Origin of the sequence: Parasphingomonas frigoris (assembly GCF_036663815.1) — a bacterium.
Taxonomy (GTDB): Bacteria; Pseudomonadota; Alphaproteobacteria; order Sphingomonadales; family Sphingomonadaceae; genus Sphingomonas.
On the sequence record NZ_JAXOJQ010000006.1, the window covers coordinates 192,806 to 209,155 of the forward strand.

At 64.7% G+C, this 16,350-nt stretch carries 16 protein-coding genes, 1 tRNA gene and 1 pseudogene; 10 read left to right on the forward strand and 8 right to left on the reverse strand.

The features are described 5' to 3' along the window. Positions 1 to 106: 106 nt before the first annotated feature. The 3 genes from U1872_RS18060 to U1872_RS18070 all read right to left on the reverse strand — a co-directional run bounded on the left by U1872_RS18060 (position 107) and on the right by U1872_RS18070 (position 1,890). A complete protein-coding gene (locus U1872_RS18060) occupies positions 107 to 448 on the reverse strand; it encodes a hypothetical protein (protein WP_332794308.1) in 342 nt (113 codons plus the stop codon). A 51-nt stretch (positions 449 to 499) separates the two neighbouring features. Then, on the reverse strand, positions 500 to 1,492 hold the full coding sequence (locus U1872_RS18065) for a cysteine synthase A (RefSeq protein WP_332794309.1): 993 nt from the start codon (positions 1,490 to 1,492) through the stop codon (positions 500 to 502). A 71-nt stretch (positions 1,493 to 1,563) separates the two neighbouring features. Further along, positions 1,564 to 1,890 carry an Mpo1-like protein gene (locus U1872_RS18070; protein ID WP_332794310.1) on the reverse strand — a complete coding sequence of 109 codons (327 nt, stop codon included), beginning with the start codon at positions 1,888 to 1,890 and terminating at the stop codon, positions 1,564 to 1,566. A gap of 82 nt (positions 1,891 to 1,972) precedes the next feature. Between U1872_RS18070 and U1872_RS18075 the strand changes: the two genes are divergently transcribed. From U1872_RS18075 to aat, 5 genes are all read left to right on the forward strand, one after another. Next, positions 1,973 to 2,479, forward strand: a complete 507-nt coding sequence (locus tag U1872_RS18075) for a DUF1993 domain-containing protein (RefSeq protein WP_332794311.1) — start codon at positions 1,973 to 1,975, stop codon at positions 2,477 to 2,479. Between the two features lie 62 nt (positions 2,480 to 2,541). After that, positions 2,542 to 3,930 carry a Y-family DNA polymerase gene (locus U1872_RS18080; RefSeq protein WP_332794312.1) on the forward strand — a complete coding sequence of 463 codons (1,389 nt, stop codon included), beginning with the start codon at positions 2,542 to 2,544 and terminating at the stop codon, positions 3,928 to 3,930. A 101-nt stretch (positions 3,931 to 4,031) separates the two neighbouring features. After that, entirely contained in the window at positions 4,032 to 4,409 is a 378-nt protein-coding gene (locus tag U1872_RS18085; protein WP_332794313.1) for a hypothetical protein, read from the forward strand. 114 nt (positions 4,410 to 4,523) lie between these two features. Further along, a complete protein-coding gene (locus U1872_RS18090) occupies positions 4,524 to 5,249 on the forward strand; it encodes a ParA family protein (protein WP_332794314.1) in 726 nt (241 codons plus the stop codon). After that, on the forward strand, positions 5,246 to 6,016 hold the full coding sequence (gene aat / locus U1872_RS18095) for a leucyl/phenylalanyl-tRNA--protein transferase (protein ID WP_332794315.1): 771 nt from the start codon (positions 5,246 to 5,248) through the stop codon (positions 6,014 to 6,016). The genes U1872_RS18090 and aat overlap by 4 nt, the downstream gene beginning before the upstream one ends. Positions 6,017 to 6,051: 35 nt before the next feature. On the opposite strand, the pseudogene U1872_RS18100 reads toward aat, so the two are convergent. The 5 genes and pseudogenes from U1872_RS18100 to U1872_RS18120 form a co-directional block, all read right to left on the reverse strand. Continuing rightward, a pseudogene (locus U1872_RS18100) lies at positions 6,052 to 6,336 on the reverse strand (DUF2155 domain-containing protein); the annotation flags it as partial. Between the two features lie 137 nt (positions 6,337 to 6,473). Further along, positions 6,474 to 6,866, reverse strand: coding sequence for an NADH:ubiquinone oxidoreductase subunit NDUFA12 (locus U1872_RS18105; RefSeq protein WP_332794316.1), 393 nt, complete (start codon positions 6,864 to 6,866; stop codon positions 6,474 to 6,476). A gap of 54 nt (positions 6,867 to 6,920) precedes the next feature. Beyond that, the gene (locus tag U1872_RS18110) at positions 6,921 to 7,418 is read right to left on the reverse strand and encodes a DUF192 domain-containing protein (protein ID WP_443025409.1); all 498 of its coding nucleotides are present in this window, start codon (positions 7,416 to 7,418) and stop codon (positions 6,921 to 6,923) included. Between the two features lie 92 nt (positions 7,419 to 7,510). Continuing rightward, positions 7,511 to 8,101 carry a cold-shock protein gene (locus tag U1872_RS18115; protein WP_332794317.1) on the reverse strand — a complete coding sequence of 197 codons (591 nt, stop codon included), beginning with the start codon at positions 8,099 to 8,101 and terminating at the stop codon, positions 7,511 to 7,513. Positions 8,102 to 8,199: 98 nt separating this feature from the next. Continuing rightward, on the reverse strand, positions 8,200 to 8,715 hold the full coding sequence (locus tag U1872_RS18120; protein ID WP_332794318.1) for a regulatory protein RecX: 516 nt from the start codon (positions 8,713 to 8,715) through the stop codon (positions 8,200 to 8,202). Positions 8,716 to 8,897: 182 nt separating this feature from the next. On the opposite strand from U1872_RS18120, the gene U1872_RS18125 reads away from it, so the two are divergent. The 5 genes from U1872_RS18125 (at position 8,898) to U1872_RS18145 (ending at position 16,314) form a co-directional block, all read left to right on the forward strand. Beyond that, positions 8,898 to 10,679, forward strand: a complete 1,782-nt coding sequence (locus U1872_RS18125; protein WP_332794319.1) for a fatty acyl-AMP ligase — start codon at positions 8,898 to 8,900, stop codon at positions 10,677 to 10,679. Positions 10,680 to 10,802: 123 nt separating this feature from the next. Continuing rightward, positions 10,803 to 13,163, forward strand: coding sequence for a putative bifunctional diguanylate cyclase/phosphodiesterase (locus tag U1872_RS18130; protein ID WP_332794320.1), 2,361 nt, complete (start codon positions 10,803 to 10,805; stop codon positions 13,161 to 13,163). 71 nt (positions 13,164 to 13,234) lie between these two features. Further along, positions 13,235 to 13,311 (forward strand) — tRNA-Trp (locus U1872_RS18135). 243 nt (positions 13,312 to 13,554) lie between these two features. Next, positions 13,555 to 14,121 carry a hypothetical protein gene (locus U1872_RS18140; protein WP_332794321.1) on the forward strand — a complete coding sequence of 189 codons (567 nt, stop codon included), beginning with the start codon at positions 13,555 to 13,557 and terminating at the stop codon, positions 14,119 to 14,121. A 1,251-nt stretch (positions 14,122 to 15,372) separates the two neighbouring features. Next, positions 15,373 to 16,314, forward strand: coding sequence for a hypothetical protein (locus U1872_RS18145; protein WP_332794322.1), 942 nt, complete (start codon positions 15,373 to 15,375; stop codon positions 16,312 to 16,314). The last annotated feature ends 36 nt before the right edge of the window (positions 16,315 to 16,350 follow it).

Sequence of the window (16,350 nt, forward strand, 5' to 3'; positions counted from 1 at the left end):
GCGATCGTTCCCGATGCGTTCGGCAACGATGCGCCGCGGCGCGTTGAATTGGGGATCGAGAATCGGGTGGTGGGGCATTTTCCCCGGCAATCCCCGGCCGGCACGCTCATCGCGGAGCGGCGGTCGGCGCGGGCTTGGCGGTCGGCCCTACTTTGGCGGCGAGAGGAGCGACCATATTCTCGTCGGTGGTCGCAGCGCTCGGCGCGACGCCCAATTCGGCGAGCGGTTCCTTGGCGGTCGCCGAGGCGGCGTCGGTCGCATTATCGGAGATCATGTTGGCGACCACGTCGGGTCGCGCACTGCCGATCGCGGCGACCTGGCGATCATGATTGGCGGTCGCGAAGATCGCCGAAGCGAGCCCGATCAGGAGGAGCACCGCGGCGAGACCGATCATCCCGACCTTGGCTCGCTGGGTCGTCTGTGTTGGGTCGTTTGCGATGATTTTCATAAGCTGTGGTATAAATGTAACGTATTAAAGCGACGTTGTCGATTCCCACGCTCAATCGTGTCGTAACCACGCTGGAACGACCAGCCCCTTCGCCTCGAGCCATGCCCGATTGTAGAGCGTTGAGAGATATCGGAAACCGGTATCGCACAGGATCGTCGCAACGCGGCTTCCGGCGCCGAGCTGCCGCGCGAGCCGCACGGCGCCCGCGACGTTGATGCCCGACGACAGGCCCAGGCACAGCCCTTCCTCGGCGAGCAAACGCGTCACCCACTCCATCCCCTCGGCATCGGAAATGCGGAACTGCGTGTCGATCGGTGCGCCTTCCAGATTGGCGGTGATTCGCCCCTGCCCGATCCCTTCGGCGACCGATGACCCTTCCGACTTCAACTCGCCGTGCGCATAATATTCGTACAGCGCGGCGCCGTGCGGGTCGCTCAGCGCGATGCAGACCTTTTCGTTCCTCGCCTTGAGACCGAGCCCGACCCCGGCGATCGTCCCGCCGGTTCCCGCCGCGCAGGTAAAGCCGTCGATCCGCCCGTCCATCTGCGCCCAGATCTCCTCGGCGGTGCCGGTGATGTGCGCCTTGCGGTTGGCGGTGTTGTCGAACTGGTTGGCCCACACGGCATTGGGCGTCTCCTCGGCGATGCGGCGCGAGGTGTGAACGAAATGCGCGGGGTTCGAATAAGGCGCCGCCGGCACCAGCACGAGCTCGGCGCCGAGCGCCCGCAGCGTGTCCATCTTTTCGCGGCTCTGCGTCTCGGGCATGACGATGATCGTCTTGTAGCCCTTGGCATTGGCGACGAGCGCGAGCCCGATGCCGGTGTTGCCAGCGGTCCCCTCGACGAAGGTGCCGCCCGGCGCGATCGCCCCGCGTGCCTCGGCATCCTCGACGATCCCGAGCGCAGCGCGATCCTTGACCGAGGCACCGGGATTGGCAAATTCGCATTTGCCGTAGATTTCGGCACCGGCTGCCTCGCTCGGGCCCTTCAGCAGGACGAGCGGGGTGTTGCCGATGAGCGCGAGCGTGTTGGGGGTGGTGTGCATCGCGCAGACATAGCGTGCCTGCCCGCCCCTGCAATGGATGCGCGGCTCGGCCGACGACAAATCGCGGCGCGCTAGGCGACTCCCGCCGCGCGCAGATGCGGCCGCAGCCGCCCACTCAGCCACAAGAAGAACATGCGATAATCGCTCGCCAGCGACCATAGCGGATAGGTGAAGGTCGCCGGGCGATTCCGCTCGATGCCGAAATGCGCGCCCCAGGCAAAGCCGTACCCGGCGATCGGCAGCGCCAGCCACCACCACCCGCCCCGTTGCAGCGCGATCGCCAGGAACAGGAAGGTCAGCGCGGTGCCGGCATAATGCAGCGCGCGCGTCTCGGGCCGGGCATGTTCCCGCAGATAATGGGGCCAGAAATCGGCGAAGCGGGTGATCGGATGCGCCATGCTGCCGATGCTATCCCTCCCATCGCCCGTTGCAAGCCCCGTCCGGCGCCCCATCTTGGCGGCACCACAGGGGGAATACGCCATGTCGACGTCGCTCTACGATCTCACCATCCCGATCTTCATCCGAAATCTCGAGTCGCTCGACGCGATCCTGGCCAAGGGCGAGGCGTTCGCGACCGAACAGGCGATCGCCGAGTCCGACTTGCTCGACGCGCGGCTGTACGAGGACATGGCGCCGCTGGTCAGCCAGGTCCAGCGGGTGAGCGACAGCGCCAAGGGCACCGCAGTGCGGCTCGGCGGGATCGAGAATGTCGCGATGGCCGACGAGGAGAAGACCTTCGCCGATCTCCACGCGCGCATCGCCAAGACGATCGCCTTCCTGAAGACCGTCCCGCGCGACGCGATCGACGGCAAGGAAGAAGCGAAGGTCACGCTGCAGACGCCGCGGCAGACCTTCGATTTCACCGGACTGGGCTTCGTCCAGACTTTCGCTCTGCCGAATTTCTATTTCCACATGACCACCGCCTACGGCCTGCTCCGCATGAAGGGCGTTCCGCTCGGCAAGCTCGACTATCTGGGCGGGATCTGACTCGCCGCAGGCGGGGGGCGCAAGCGCTGGCGTCCCCCGCCCCGCGCTGATATGTTCCTGTCATGTTCTCACCGCCTCCCGAGTCGGCCGGCTTTGGCGCCGCCATATCCTATGGTGCGGAGCAGCAGCCCATCCCTGCCCAGGACCCGCAGAACGGCGACCAGCACCCCTTCCCACCGCGCCCGCTCCGCTGGCTGTTCCTCGACCTCAACAGCTATTTTGCCGCGGTCGAGCAGCAGCTCGCTCCCGAATTGCGCGGCAAGCCGATCCTGGTCGCGCCGGTGGACAGCGACACCACCGTCGCGATCGCCGCCAGCATCCAGGCAAAGCGCTTCGGCATCCGCACGGGTACCCCGGTATGGGAAGCGAAGCGCTTGTGCCGCGAACTGATCGTCGTCCCCGCCCGCCACGACAAATATGTCGAATGTCACGAAGCGATCGTCGCCGAGATCTGGAAGCATGTCCCCGTTACCAAGGTCTGCTCGATCGACGAGGTCGCCTGCCGCCTGCTCGACAATGAGAATAGCGTCGTTGCAGCGACCGCGCTCGCTCGGCGGATCAAGGCGGGGATCCTCGCCAACGTCGGCGAATGCCTGACGAGCTCGGTCGGGATCGCGCCCAACCGCCTGTTGGCCAAGCTCGCCTCGGACATGCAGAAACCCGACGGGCTCGTCGTGCTCGAGGCCGCGGTGCTCCCGCAGCGGCTCTACAATCTCCAGCTGCGCGACATCAGCGGCATCGGCGCAAAGATGGAGCGCCGCCTCGCGCAGGACGGGATCAACGACATCCGCCAATATTGCGAGCGCCGACCGCGCGACGCCGGCACCGCATGGGGCGGCACCAACGGTGACCGGCTCTGGTATCTGCTGCACGGCGTCGACCTGCCCGAGAAGGCGACGCAAAGCCGCAGCATCGGCCACAGTCACGTCCTTTCGCCGGGCAAGCGCGGCGTCGTGCCGGTCCGCCTCACCGCGCGCCGGCTCGCCTTCAAGGCGACCAGCCGGATGCGGCGCAAACAGTGTCGCGCCCGCCTGCTGGTGCTGCATGCACGCTTCGAGGACGACAAGTCGACGTGGCGCACATCGGTCAAGCTTCCCGCGACGCAGGACAGTTTCGTCGTGCTCGCCGCGCTCGAATCGCTGTTCCCGCGGCTTATCGCGGCCGGGCGGATGCGGCCGGGCGATTTCCAGATCCGTATGGTCGGGGTGACGCTTGCCGAGATCGAGCCCGTCGCTGGCGAGCAGGACTCGCTCTTCGCCTTGCTCGATCCCGACGATCCGCTTGCGCGCGAGACCCGCACGCTCGCGCTCAGTCGCGCGATGGACCGGATCAACGAGAAATTCGGCCGCAACGCGGTCAGCCTCGGGCCGCAACATGGCGCGCGAATAGACCGGATCGGGACCAAGATCGCCTTTGGGCGCATCCCAGATCTCGACGAATTCCATGAATGAACATGAACCTCAGATGACCGGTTTATTGCAACGCAAGAAAGTGAACGCCGCAGTTCCACTACCCTCTTGACGCAGAATGTTGCGTGCGCGAAGCCTCTGGCATGACCACTCGACTCTTCCCCGCCGCCGCGCTTGCGCTCCTCGCTCTCTCGGCCTGCGACAGCAAGCCGACCGAAGTCACTTCGGTCACGCCCGACCCGATGGCCTCGGTCCTCGCCAACAAGGCGCCCGTCGAACTACCGCCGGCGATCCGGTCGGAAGCGACGCTGCGCTGCAAGGACAACAGCCTCGTCTACGTCACCTTCTTCGAGGGCGACAAGCAGGTACTGGTCAAGAACAAGCCCGACGCGACCCCGGTCAAGCTGACCGCCGACAAGGCGGGCGATCCGCTCAAGGCCGACGGCTATGTCCTGACCGGCAATCCCAAGGCGGTAACGCTGACCCAGCCCGGCAAGCCTGCGCAGCTCTGCGACCTGTAAATTTCTTCCTTAAGCCCTTCCCCTTCAGGGGAAGGGGTTGACGTCTCCCCCCACACCTTGCCTCTCCCGCGGCGATTGGCCACGATGGGTCGTTCGATACGAGAAGGACCCTCCATGTCGACGATCGCGATCTACAGCCTCAAGGGCGGCGTCGGCAAAACCACGCTGACGGTCAATCTCGCCTGGTGTGCCGCCACGCTGTCGTCGCGCCGCACCTTGCTGTGGGACCTCGACCCGCAGGCCGCCTCCAGTTTCCTGCTGTCGACCCCAGCCGCTCGCGGCAAGGCGCGCGACCAGGCGCAATCGGTCTTCGCCAAGGATGTCGAGCCCGAGAAACTGATCGAGCGGACCACCGTCGAACGGCTCGACCTGCTCGCCGCCGATGCGTCGCTGCGCGGGCTCGATCTGCTGTTCCACGAACTCGACAAGAAGAAGCGTCTGCAGAAACTGCTCGTCGGCCTGCGCAAGACGTATGATCGCGTCCTGCTCGATTGCCCGCCCGGGCTGACCGAGACGAGCGACCAGGTGATGCGCGCGGCCGATCTCATCGTTGTGCCCGTCATCCCCTCGCCGCTCTCCGAACGCGCGCTGGCCGAGGTCACCAAGCATCTCGGCAGCAAGGTCCAACTGATGCCGGTGCATTCGATGGTCGACCGCCGCCGCAAGCTCCATGCCGAGGCGCTCGCACGCCATCCCGACCGGCCGGTGATCCCGATGGCGAGCCAGGTCGAGCAAGTCACCGTGCGCCGCGCCGCGGTCGGCAGCTTCGCCCCGCGCTCGGCCGGCGCGCAGGCCTTCGCGCAGCTGTGGCAGGCGATCGAGCGCCGCCTCGCCGCGTGAGCCCAGGCACGCCCGCTTCCACCGCGTTCGAGCCGCTCGATCCCAATTTGGTGCTCGGTGCCTATTCGGTCGGCGTCTTCCCGATGGCCGATGGCCGCGACATCGACGAAATCTATTGGGTCGAGCCGAGCGATCGCGCGATCCTGCCGCTCGACGGCTTCCGCCTGTCGCACTCATTGCGCAAGACGATCCGCGCCGAGCGCTATCGCGTGACCGCCGACCAGGCGTTCGGCGCGGTCCTGCGCCTCTGCGCCGAGTCGGTCGACAATCGCCCCGATACCTGGATCAACGGCCCGATCGAACAGGTGTTCAACACGCTCCACACGCTCGGGTTCGCGCATTCGATCGAGGTATGGGACGGCGATCGGCTCGTCGGCGGGCTCTACGGCCTCGCACTCGGCCGCGCCTTCTTTGGCGAGAGCATGGTCAGCCGCGCGCGCGATGCATCCAAGGTCGCGATGGCATGGCTGGTCGCACGGCTGCGCGTCGGCGGTTTCACCCTGCTCGATTGCCAGTTCATGACCGATCACCTTGCCACGCTCGGCGCGATCGAAATCAGCCGCGAGGCCTATCTGGCGTTGCTGTCGCCCGCCGTGTCGGGTGCGATCACGGTGTCGGGCGCATCCTCGGGCGAATCATCGGACGTCGGCGACTTCTTCGCGCTCGACCGGGGCGCGCTGGACCCATTGGACGCGCCGCCCGCCGCGATCGAATCGGGCCCACCCTCGGGGAAGGTCATCGCGCAGCTCTTGACCCACACGTCATAGATCGGGTGCTGCACCACGTTCAGCGCGGGCCGCTCCTTGAACAGCCAGCCCGAGAAGGGCCGCCGCCACACCTTGTCGGTGCCGAGCACGTCGACCTGGACGAAGGCGCCGGTGTAATGCTCCTGCTCCCACGGCGCGGTCTGCTCGCACGCCTTGAGGCGCAGTACGACGTCACCGACGCGGACCGACATGCCGGGCCTGAGCACGACGTCGCGCGTCGCGCTATTGCGCTTGTTGAGCAGGCCGAGCGTCGCGACGCGCTGCGCCATTGGCGTCGCGCCGAAGCTCGGGTCGACCCCGCCGGCGACATCGACGGTCATGATGTTGCTGGCGCTGGTATCGGTGTCGAGCGCCGTCTCGGGCGTCGGCTTGGCAGCCGGCGCGGCGGTCTTGTTCGGGCCGCAGCCCGCGACCAGCACGACCGACGCCAGCAGCACGCTCCACAGCGCGCTCCGTTTCACGCGTCGGGCGTCCACGCTTCGTAGTCGCCGGTCGCGGCGGCGCGCACGCCGCCCTTTTCAAGCGCACCGCTCGGCCGATAGGCGGCGACCGTCCCGGTCAGGTTGGGCTCGGCCGGAATCTGCCAGGCGCGCGGCGCAGGGAGCGCGCGCGACGGCACGTCGGCGACCTGATGGTGCAGCCAGCCGAACCATTCGGGCGGCACGCGGCTGGCGTCATTGACGCCATTGTAGATCACCCAGCGCCGCGGATTGCCGGCGGTGTCGCTACCGCCTTCGTAATAGACGTTGCCAAGCGCGTCCTCGCCGACCCGCGCCTTGCCGCGCAGGCCGAAGGCCGTTCCCCAGCTCGCGCCGGTCCACCAGGTGAAAGGATTGAGATTGATGCCCATGGCGTAGCGCTTAGCGTGCGCGCGCGCTGCCTTCAACCGCGATCACGGCCCCGATCACGGCTGGGCGCGCGCTTGCGGAAAACCCGCCCACGACGCACGGTCGCCCTCGGCGATGCCGAGATCGAGCGCGCGTCCACCGCGCAGTTCGAGCACCGCCGCGACCGGCTCGCCCGATCGCACCCGCGCTTCGGACTGCGGCACGGTGTTTTCGGCGATATGCGCGATCGTCCCGTCGGCGCGGATGAACAGGATGTCGAGCGGGCTCGGCGTGTTCTTCATCCAGAAGCTCGCCTCCCGCGGCGGTCCCTTCGACGGATAGGGTGCGAACAGCATGCCGCCATCACGCGCAATGTCGGTGCGGTACATCAGCCCGCGCTGCTGCGCCGCTGCGGTCGACGCATGCTCGACCGAGAAGACCCGTGGCCCGGCGCTGGTGACGATCGTCACCGCGATCATCGTCGGCTGGGCAGCGGCGTCCGGGTCGGCGGCGTCGGCCGCTGCCGTGCCCGACGGAGACGATAGAGCGTTGCAGCCGCCTGTCGCAGCGAACACGGCAAGACTGGCGACAAGCGCGACGCGCGATCCACGGCGGCGTTCGGAACGACGGGCGCCTTTACCCGCCACACGCCCTCGCATCACTGTCCTCAACCCTCCGTCGAGACCGCGACCGCAAGCGGTCCCTTGTCTCCCGCGACCATTCTGGCCCGCAACGGCTGCCCCGGTTCGACCTCGATCAAGCCAGCGCGACGCAGCGTTTCGATATGCACGAAGATATCGATGGCGTCGCTGTCGCGCATCAAGAACCCATAGCCCTTGAGCCGATTGAACCATTTGACGGTTACCGATTCGAACGGTCCGGCCTGGTCGAGCAGCATGCTTGCGTCGCTGCGCGCGGCGTCGACGCGCGGGCGCTGGAGCGGTTCGATCGCGTTGGTCAGATCGATCGACAGGATCTCTGTTGCCTGGAGGCCGCGCTCGCGCGGCTCCGCGATGCATTCGAGCCGCGCGCCCTCGGGTAGGCTGCGGCGATTGTGCGGCCGCAGCACGGAAAAGTGGATTAGGATGTCACCGACCGACGGATCGTCGCCGACAAGAAAACCAAAACCGCGCGTCATATCGAACCATTTGAGCACGCCGGTATAAATTCGGGCGGAATTCGCCACACAATTGTTATCGATTGCCTGTGCATCGTCGCGATCAGCGGCGGTGCGCGGTGAGATCGTCTCATTACGCATCTTAAACTACCCCCGTAACGATTATTAGCACGAAGTAATCGCAAGGAAAAGTCCGCTGCAATCAGGCGCGCTTCGGTTTTTATCTACTGGCCGAGCATTCAAGCGAGAATGTCTGAGATATCGTCGCCCGGCGCCATCGCCGCGATCCGCCGCGCCAGCGCAAAATCGTGACCGCCGCGGATCATCGCCGCGATCTGCTTCTCGCGCTCGGGGCGTTCTGCCTGGACGAGCGCATAGGGTCCGATCCGTTTGCGCCGCGCTAAAGCCAACGCGGTCTCGAGCGCGCGCGCCTCGACCCCCGGGACGATCGCCGCGCTGTCGCTCTCGTCGATCCCGTCGTGGCGCAGCGCGCCGGTCACGCGCCGCTTGCCCAGCCCGCGCCGCCCCATCGCCGCCGCGCGCGCCTCGCCGAACGCGCGGTCGTCGATATAGCCGAGCTCGGCAAACTTTTCGGCCAGCGCCTGCGGGTCGGGCCCGGTGCCGCCGCCCTCGATCTCGCCGTCCCAGCCGCGTTCGCGCAGCTTGCGGACAAGGTAGCCGACCAGTCGGGCGCGTGTCGTCGCGAAGCGTTCGACATAGCGCAAAGCGAGCCGTTCGAGCGCCGCTGCATCCAATGGCGGCGGTGCGCGTAGCTCTTTTCGAGCCGCACGGTTAGGAGAGGGTTCTCGCATGGCGCCATCATTGTGCCATAGTCGCCCCCGATTTTGAATGCTTGGCATAAGCAGGGGTGCGTGCTGAGAGTGAGAATTAGAGGCGCGGCCAAAAAAGGCGGCCGCGATCAAGGGCGCAACGACCAATGAATATCAACGTTACGGGCGACATCATAGGAAAGCAGGAGGACGCGGCGCAATCGCTTGAGCCGATCGCGACGCCGACCGAAGATACGCTGGCGCGCCGCTTCGCCGATTTCGAGACGCTGGGGGCAGCGCTCGATTATGCGGCCGACGGACAGCGCGGGCTCAACTTTCACGATGCGCGCGGCACGCTTTCTCGCGCGTATCCGTTCGCCGAATTGCGCCGTGATGCGCTGACGATGGCGCGCCGGCTGATCGCCGCCGGGATCAAGCCTGCGGACCGTATCGCAGTGGTCGCCGAGACCAGCCCCGATTTCGCCGCGCTGTTCTTCGGCGTGGTCTATGCCGGCGCATGGCCCGTCCCGCTCCCGCTGCCGACCTCGTTCGGCGGGCGCGATTCCTATATCGAACAGCTCCGCGTCCAGTTGGCGAGCTGCGATCCGGCCTTGCTCATCTACCCGCCCGAACTCGCGCAGATGGGCGCCGATGCCGCCACCGCGGCCGGCGTGACCGGCGTCGACTGGTCCGAGCTCGTCGCCCGCCCCGCGCCCGACGTCGCGCTGCCGCAGGCGAAGGGCGACGACATCGCCTATCTGCAATATTCGAGCGGCTCGACGCGCTTCCCGCACGGCGTCGCGATCACCCACCATGCCCTGCTCAACAATCTCGCTGCGCACGCCTATGGCATGCAGCTGATCGACGGCGATCGCTGCGTTTCGTGGCTGCCCTGGTATCACGACATGGGCCTGGTCGGCTGCTTCCTGTCGCCGATCGCCAACCAGGTTTCGACCGATTATCTCAAGACGGAGGATTTCGCGCGCCGCCCGTTGGCGTGGCTCGACATGATCAGCCGCAATCCCGGCACCTCGATCAGCTACTCGCCGACCTTCGGCTACGACATTTGCGCGCGCCGCATGTCGAGCCAGACCAAGGCATCCGAGCGGTTCGACCTGTCGCGCTGGCGGCTCGCCGGCAACGGTGCCGACATGATCCGCCCCGACGTGATGCAGGCCTTCGTCGATTCCTTTGCCGACGCCGGCTTCAAGGCGAGCGCCTTCCTGCCGAGCTACGGCCTCGCCGAGGCTACGCTGGCGGTGTCGATCATGCCGCCGACCGAAGGGATCCGGGTCGAACTGGTCGAGGAAACCCAGCTCTCGGGCGTCGCCGCGGGCGAGGACCGGCCGCAGCGCTACCGTGCGATCGTCAATTGCGGCAAGCCGGTCAAGGACATGAAGGTCGCGATCCGCGAAGAGGATGGCACCCCGCTCCCCGAGCGCGCGATCGGCAAGGTGTGGTGTTCGGGCCCGTCGGTGATGGTCGGCTATTTCCGTGACGAGGCCTCGACCGAGGCGTGCCTGGTCGATGGTTGGCTCGACACCGGCGACATGGGCTACATGAGCGACGGCTATGTCTACATCGTCGGCCGCGCCAAGGACATGATCATCATCAACGGCCGTAACCACTGGCCGCAGGACATCGAATGGGCGGTCGAGCAGTTGCCCGGCTTCAAGGCCGGCGACATTGCCGCCTTCGCGATCACCACGCCGGGCGGTGAAGAGACTCCCGCCGTGCTCGTCCAGTGCCGCAGCTCGGACGATGCCGAGCGCGTCCGCCTGCGCGAGGAAATCCGCGAGCGCGTCCGCTCCGTCACGGGCATGAACTGCGTGATCGAACTGATCCCGCCGCGAACGCTGCCGCGCACGAGTTCGGGCAAGTTGAGCCGTGCCAAGGCGCGTAATCTCTATCTCAACGGCGACATTAAACCCTACGATCTCGCCGCCTGAGCGTCGACCGGGCCAGCCCACCCGATCGGCGAGCGGGGTGGCCTGGACTGCCCCAAACCCACGGTGAAGGGCCCGAGAGCTGGCCTAACCTTCCAGTAACGCTCCTTGCGCTATAGCGGCGGCGTGAGCATCGAACCCACTTCGCAATTCGCGGCGCCGCGGATCGACGCCCGAGCGCTGCTCGGGCTCTATGATCCCGCGGACACCACCGACTGGGCGCCGATCCGCGCCGCCCAAGTCCATGCTGGCGGCCAGCTCGCCCTCTTCCTGCTCGGCGCCAACGTCATTGGCGCGGCGCTCGTCACCCTGATCCTCGCCCGAGTCGCGCCGGTCTGGATGCTGGCGAGCTGGAGCGCGATGGTCGCGGCGATCTCGGTGGCGATCACCTTCCGCCGCCTCGCCGCCAAGCAGCGCGCGCGTACCGTCGCAACCCTCGCCGACGTGCGCGATACCGTGCTCGAGGGCGTCGCGCTGGCGACGATCTGGACGATCCCGCCACTGGCCTTCGGGGTGCGCGCCGACATGCAGATCGCGCTGGGCTTATGGATCGTGCTGTCGGTTCTGATGGCGGCGTCGGCGGTCGCGATGGCGGCGTTGCCGCTCGCCACGCTCAGCTTCCTCGGCATCCTCGGCACCGCGATCGCCGCAATGGTGCTGCTCGTCGGCGGCCCCGTGCTTGCCGCCGCCGTCCTGCTGTTCACCCTCCTGCTGATGATTGGCTGCTTCACCCGCGCGCGCTCGCTCGTCGTGATCCGCGCGGGCGAGATAGCGTTGGCCGAGCGCGACGAGACCGTCAGCCTGCTGCTGCGCGAAGCCGAACAGAATGACGCCGCCGACTGGCTGTGGGAAACCGACGCGGCGCGGCGCGTGGTGCGCGCCTCGCCGCGCTTTGCCGAAGCGGTCGGGCTTGATCCGGCCAGCGTCAACGGCAAGTCGCTGCTCGAAGTGCTCGCCGGAGACAGCTGGCAGGGTGGCACGGTCGCGCCGGCGTTGCGGACGCTGGGCGAGCACCTCAAGACGCGCGCTGCGTTTCGTGGCATCGTCCTGCCGGTTTCGATTGGCGAGCAGCACCGCTGGCTGGAGGTGGCGGCCAATCCCCGCCACGACGAACGCGGCGCGTTTCTCGGCTTCCGCGGCGTGGGTGCCGACGTCACCGAACAGCGCGCCTCGGCCGAGAAGATCAACCGCATGGCGCGCTTCGACGTGCTGACTGGTCTGCCCAATCGCCTGTCGATCAACGAGGCGCTGGCGCAGGCAATGGCCGCAGCCGAAAAATGGGGCAGCCGCTGCGCCTTCCTGATGATCGATCTCGATCGCTTCAAGGCGGTCAACGACACGCTCGGCCATCCGATCGGCGACCGCCTGTTGGTGCGAGTGGCCGAACGGCTTGCCACAGTGATGAGCGCGAACGAACTGATCGGCCGGCTCGGCGGCGACGAATTCGCCGTCGTGGTGCGTGACGCGACTGACACGCAGCGGCTCGAACGGCTGGCGCAGGCGATCGTCGACGCGCTCGCCCAGCCCTTCACGCTCGATCATCACACGCTCTACACCGGTGCCAGCGTCGGGGTTGCCACCGGCCCGCGCGATGGACGCACCGCCGAGATGCTGATCCGCTCGGCCGACCTCGCGCTCTATCGATCGAAAGATGCCGGCGGCGGCAAATATCACCATTACGAGCCGCAGCTCCATGTCGCCGCGGAGGAGCGACGCGTGCTCGAGCAGGCGCTGCGCTCGGCGCTGAGCAGCGACCAGCTGCATCTGACGTATCAGCCGGTGGTCGACGCCGGCAGCGAGCAGCTGACCGGGTTCGAGGCGCTGGTGCGCTGGACGCATCCCGAGCTCGGGCCGATCTCGCCGGCCAAATTCATCCCGCTCGCCGAGGATGCGCGGCTGATCGGCGCGATCGGCGAATGGGTGCTGCGCTCGGCCTGCGCCGAGGCAGCGACCTGGCCCGGCGATACGCGCGTCGCTGTCAACGTCTCGCCCGAACAGTTGCACAATCCCGGCTTCGTCGCGGTCGTCGCCTCGGCGCTCGCCAATAGCGGGCTTCCCGCGTCGCGGCTCGAGCTCGAAGTGACCGAGAGCGTCTTCCTGCGCGACGATTCCGGCGCGATGAAAGTGCTCGAGCGAATCCTCGCGCTCGGCGTCCGTCTCAGTCTCGATGACTTCGGGACGGGCTATTCCTCCCTCGGCTATCTCAGCCGCACGCGCTTCTCGACGATCAAGATCGATCGCAGCTTCGTCAGCGGCGCGGCGCAGAACGTGCCCGAGGCGGTCGCGATCATCCGCGCAGTGGTCGCGCTCGCGCAGAGCCTCGGCATGGCCACCACCGCCGAGGGTGTGGAAACCGCCGAGGAGCATCGCCTGGTGCACGAGCTGGGCTGCACCAAGGTCCAGGGTTACTATTTCGGCCGCCCGCTCCCGGTCGACGAAGCCCGCGCAATCGCCCATCGCGCGGTTCTCGGTCGCGAGGCGGCATGAGGTGCTTGCAGCAAAGCTGAACAAGGGCGCTTGCAGCGCGGGCAACCTCTCGCTAAACGAGCACACCTGATAGGGGTGTAGCTCAGTTGGTTAGAGCGTCGGTCTCCAAAACCGAAGGCCCTCGGTTCGAGTCCGAGCTCCCCTGCCAGTTTTTCCGCCATTTCTTTAGCCTGATGCCTTCCGCGAAAAACGCGGTGCGGCGGTGGATAAGCACAGGATAAGCGCCGGGCGACGATTCGCGGTTGGCGTGCCGATCTTGATCCCGGCTTGCATGGCGCATGCCCTCGCCGCCCCCTAAACTGCCTGCATTTTACTGTATCAGTCGCGCGCGGCCCGCGGGGCTTTCACCGCGGCGTTGGTCAGCATAGGTGTGCTTCAGGGGTGGGACGCGGTGGTTCAGTGGTACATCGACACGATCGGGAAACTCGGTCCTGGGATCATTGCCTTGCTCGTTCTCTTCACGACGAGAGGCCAAAACAGATGGCAGAACACTATCAGCATGCGTGCTGCGATGGTCGAGGACCAGAAGTTTCGCCTGGCACTTCTCGAACGCCGCAATGTGGCGATCGAGAAGGTCCGATTTGCGGTGCAAAACTTCTGGATTGAAGGTGCTTTGCGAAGGGAGGTCGCCGTCGCGACGGGGGATGCGCTCGAGATCGCAGAACTTGTCTTTGACGATGCCGAACGAGCGGCGATCGAAGCATTTTTACAGCAAATCTGGAAGTGGCAGTCGCTAGACCGCCGCATCACCTCGATGCAGAACAGCCGCCGAGAGGATGACAAAGAGCGCTATCTAAAGACCGTCGACGAAATTTCCGATCTCGAGGATTCGATTCTTCGTACCGTTGAGCCGTTGATTAAGGGGTTGCGCGAAGCAACGCGCGTGAGCTCAATCCCTGCGCTCTCGAAAAACCCTATCAGGCTAGGTTGGCCCTTGAGACGGAAGAAGGAAGATTGATCGCTGCCGCGAGTGGGTTGGTCCCCAATATACGGCTGGATCGTGACGGAGGCACCCTCTGGGCCGGTTGGTTGTCAAGCGCAGAATGCTGTCTGCGCGGCTTTACAAATGAACCGCCCATACCTGCGTCGCCCAAAGATCTGGCGAATTAGGAACGTCGGGAATTGGTGGTTAGCGGACGTTGAGCATAGTCGCTTCCACGACGCGGTAGTTGGGTTATGGTGCCTGCGATGAGCCCTTTGTCCCGCTTCTACGCCGCCACATTCGGCCCGTTCCTACTGATCCCAGTCACAATCTTAATTGCCAGCTATAATGATCACATCGGGCAGTTTTTACTATGGGCAACACTCGGGATTTTCGCGGGCTCGACCATCTAAGCTCAACTCTTCGCGCGGTGCCCAAAATGCGGATGGAGGATCGCTTCCTTCGGCAAGCGTTTTGTGCGCTCTCTCCCACCTCGCGAATGTCCTCGGTGCGGCACTGACTTGGCCCGCCCCACTTAAAGTCCGCTACTGGCGAATGCGGTCATCGAAACAGCACTATGAGCATCCCAATGGCGACGCCGATCCCTGCGACCAAAGAGCCTATTCGCCGCCCGCGCGCCGACCGATCCCACCAGCGATTGCCATAGCCGAATGGTTCGTATGCCATGCTCGAACTCTGTTCGCTTTCGCAGTTACCTTCAAGGGTGAGAAACGTCCGCAACTGGGCGTTTCCGGACACCAATACGGGCGTGTACTGGTCGCAAAACCGTGCGCGCCCTTTAGGGCACTACAAAAACTCCCGCCGCGCTGAGCTGTAGCGAAGCCCTGTGTTAGTCGATCGACATTGCGTCGCACCAATTGCGCGGGCACGATGCCTGTGGACACACGGGGGCAAGGCATGCGCGGACCAGTTAAGTTGGATCGAGAACTCGACAAGCGCTTCAGCGAGGAAGGCCGTTGTTTCTTTCGCGGAAACAACGGAGAGACCTCGGTCGTCGTGTTTATGTCTGCAACGCGATGGCACGAGATCCTCGCCGCACATACAGGGTCGGACAAAGCAGCGCTTGATCGGTTAGAGCATATGGCTACCGGTGCGGCACGCGCACTTCTCGCCGATGACGACGGAGTCCTATACGTTCCTATCCCTTAACACGCCGACGTTCCGTCATGCTAATCGCCAGGGATTTTTCGCAGCGGCGCTGAATCCGCAAGATAATTGAGGCTTTGCACCTTTTAGCGCTTCTGATCAACGCGGAGCCTTGACTTAATGCCGAAAGTTTATAGGTACACAATACTTGCAGCTTTCGTTGGGCTAGTTTGCACCCCTCTTTGGTTCATAGTACATTACCAAAGCCTGATTGTTTCGCATAAAGAATGGTATCAGCCTTATCGTAGCGCACCCGATAAGATACCTGATCTTGAATCTTCTATCACCCCCAGGAGCAAAGCTGAAGCTCTCAAGGAGCGACGGCCATGCGACAAACCGCGAGGCAAAGAAGAGAGCGAATTATGTGCTGAGTGGAAGGCAGCGCTGGCGGGCGAAGAGGCGGCCCTTTGGGCAGCGCGCGGGTTCTATCTCTCGCTCGCCTCCTTAGCGCTCAGTGGGTTTGGCCTTGTCGCTCTGTTAATCACGATACGCCAAGGACGTACCGGACTGAGAAGCGCGCGAAAAGCCAACAAGATTTCCCGGCAAACGCATGTCGCGGAGACGCGGCCATGGATCGCTATTGAAAATGTCGAAGCGACAGTGACGCTCGCTGAGTGGGATAACATGCCAGCTTTCCGGGTTGGCATAAAATTTAAAGCCACGAACTATGGAGTATCCCCAGCCGTCAAGGTTTTTGGACACCCTGAATTTTTAAGGTATGATTTTTTTGGCAAGGAACAGGAATCTGTTCGCGCTCTCCACGTCAAACTTCAATCCGACTATGAATTTGGCGAAGTAATTTACCCAAATCATCATTCATTTATAGAACGCGAAGGATACGTAACGCTGGAAGACTCTGACGAACGTTACGGCGTAATATTAGCAGTTGTTGTTGGCGTACGATACACGATGCCGTCTTATAAAAAATGGTTTTACACTGGTAGAATGTATCTTGTAGCCGGACAGGTACCGACATCCCCGACCATGAAAATTGGGATAAACCCTAGATGCATTGGCCTCACCAAAATCTCCCCCGAAGAACGCGGGGATTTTATTATTTAAAAACCAGAGCCAAATGGTGATAGCTATAAGGTGCAA